This is a genomic window from Streptomyces phytophilus, from assembly GCF_013870535.1.
Taxonomy (GTDB): Bacteria; Actinomycetota; Actinomycetes; order Streptomycetales; family Streptomycetaceae; genus Streptomyces; species Streptomyces phytophilus.
The window spans coordinates 1-2,207 of record NZ_JACBXC010001024.1 but is presented as its reverse complement, the minus strand read 5'-3'; the positions used below and the strand labels follow the sequence as shown (position 1 = coordinate 2,207).

The 2,207-nt window shown below is 73.2% G+C and carries 3 protein-coding genes; 1 reads left to right on the top strand and 2 read right to left on the bottom strand.

The genetic code is table 11. From position 1 onward, the window contains the following. Positions 1-4: 4 nt before the first annotated feature. Entirely contained in the window at positions 5-1,045 is a 1,041-nt protein-coding gene (locus tag H5J30_RS28560; RefSeq protein WP_181790174.1) for a 3-dehydroquinate synthase family protein, read from the top strand. A 66-nt stretch (positions 1,046-1,111) separates the two neighbouring features. Here the strand turns inward: H5J30_RS28560 and H5J30_RS28555 are convergent, their stop codons facing one another. Both H5J30_RS28555 and H5J30_RS28550 read right to left on the bottom strand, forming a co-directional pair. Then, a complete protein-coding gene (locus H5J30_RS28555; protein ID WP_181790173.1) occupies positions 1,112-1,657 on the bottom strand; it encodes a YceI family protein in 546 nt (181 codons plus the stop codon). Positions 1,658-1,695: 38 nt separating this feature from the next. Next, positions 1,696-2,136 (bottom strand): DUF6069 family protein, encoded by a 441-nt coding sequence (locus H5J30_RS28550; protein ID WP_181790172.1) that lies wholly within the window; start codon positions 2,134-2,136, stop codon positions 1,696-1,698. Positions 2,137-2,207 lie beyond the last annotated feature (71 nt).

Sequence of the window (2,207 nt, the reverse complement as noted above, 5' to 3'; positions counted from 1 at the left end):
GCTCATGACCACATCCAAGGAGACCGGAGCCGCCCGGCGCATCGTCGTGCGGCTGGGCGAGCGCTCGTACGCCGTCCATATCGGGCCGGGCGTCCGGGACCTGCTGCCCGGCGTGCTCGCCGGCATCGGCGCGCGGCGGGTGGCGGTCGTGTCGGCCAGACCGCGCGCCGACCTGCCGGAGACCGGGGTGGAGACCCTGTTCCTCACCGCGCGCGACGGCGAGCAGGACAAGACGCTGGCCACCGTGGAGCGGATGTGCCGGGCGTTCGCCGAGTTCGGGCTGAGCCGCGCCGACGCCGTCGTCTCCTGCGGCGGGGGCACGACCACCGACTCGGTCGGGCTGGCGGCGGCGCTGTACCACCGGGGCCTGCCGGTGGTACACCTGCCCACCACGCTGCTGGCGCAGGTGGACGCGAGCGTCGGCGGAAAGACCGCGGTGAACCTGCCGCACGGCAAGAACCTCGTCGGGGCGTACTGGCAGCCCGCGGCCGTGCTCTGCGACACCGACTACCTCCGGACGCTGCCGCCGCGCGAGTGGACCAACGGATACGGCGAGATCGCCCGCTGCCACTTCATCGGCGCCGGCGACCTGCGCGGGCGCCCGCTGGCGGAGCAGATCGCGGCGAGCGTCGCGCGCAAGGCCGACATCGTCGCGGCCGACGAACGGGACGCCGGGCTGCGCCACCTGCTCAACTACGGCCACACGCTGGGGCACGCCCTGGAGCGCGCCACCGACTTCGCCATGCGGCACGGCGAGGGGGTGGCCGTCGGGACCGTCTTCGCGGGGCGGCTCGCGGGTGCGCTGGGGCGCATCGGCGCGGACCGGGTCGCCGAGCACCTGGACGTCGTACGCCACTACGGCCTGCCCTGGGAACTGCCGGCCGGTCCCGCGGACGGGGACCTGGTGGCGCTGATGCGGCTCGACAAGAAGGCCACGTCGGGGCTGTCGTTCGTCCTGGACGGCCCGAAGGGCGCGGAACTGGTCTCGGGCGTACCGGAGTCGGTGGTGCTGTCCGTGCTGGCGCGCATGCCGCGGCGGGGCTGAGGCGGCGCGGACCAGACGTACGGCTACGGGCCCGGGCGCGGCCCGGGCCCGTAGCCGATGGGGGTCTCAGCCCTGCTCGACCGCCTCCACCTCCAGCTGGATCCGGATGTTGTCGCCCACGGCCATGCCGGTCGGGCCCTGGGCGATGCCGAACTCCTTGCGGCTGATCGCGGTGGCGGCGGAGAACCCGGCGATCCTCGCCCCGTCGAAGCCCTTGCCGAAGCCGCTGGGCTCCAGGGTGAGCGTCACCGGGCGCGTCACGCCGCGCACGGTCAGATCGCCGTCGACGAGGAACGACTCCCCGTCGGCCCGGACCCCGGAGGAGACGAAGGTCAGGCTCGGATGGGTGGCGACGTCGAGGAAGTCGGCGGACCTGACCTGCCCGTCGCGCTGGTCGTTGTTCGTGTTGACCGACGCCGCGTCGATGGTGACCCGCACGCTGGATTGCAGCGGGTCCGCGGCCGTGACGATCTCGCCCGCGAAGGAGTCGAAGCGGCCCCGCACGTTCGAGACGCCGAGGTGGCGCACGACGAACGAGACGTCCGAGTGGACCGGGTCGATCGACCAGGTCCCGGCGGTGTAGCCGGGGATCTGCACGCTCTGGGTAGTCATGGGATTCCTCTCGTGCGGTGGTTGGGGTGGCGACGTGCTCAGCTGTCGGAGGCGCCGGTCGACGAGCGGCGCAGTACCGAGATGACGGTCACGCCGGTCACCAGGTGCATGAGGAGCTGGGCGACGCGGGTGCCCCCGGTGGAGTCCATGCCGAAGGGCAGGCCGAACGAGAGCACCAGCACCACCGAGGCGATCACGGTCCAGAGCTTCAGCGCGCCGGCCGGCTTGAACTTCTCCAGCAGCGCCAGCAGGCCCCAGCCGGCCAGGGCCGCGCCGGGTGCGAACAGGAAGACCGAGCCGAACGTCAGGTCCTTGGGCCCGTCGCCCTGGTCGACGGCGAGGGAGGCGCCGGCGGCGTCGGCGATGAGCCACACCGCGGCCGCGGCGATCGTCGCGGCGACGACGGCCAGGATGCGGATGCGGATGCGGATGGATCCGGTGCCCGCGGTCGTACCGGCGGCGGACGTGTGCGAGGTCATGAGGGGACTCCTCTGCGCGGAGGTTGATGAGCGGGGTCGGTCGGACAGGGTGTGCACGTGCGCGGAGCGGG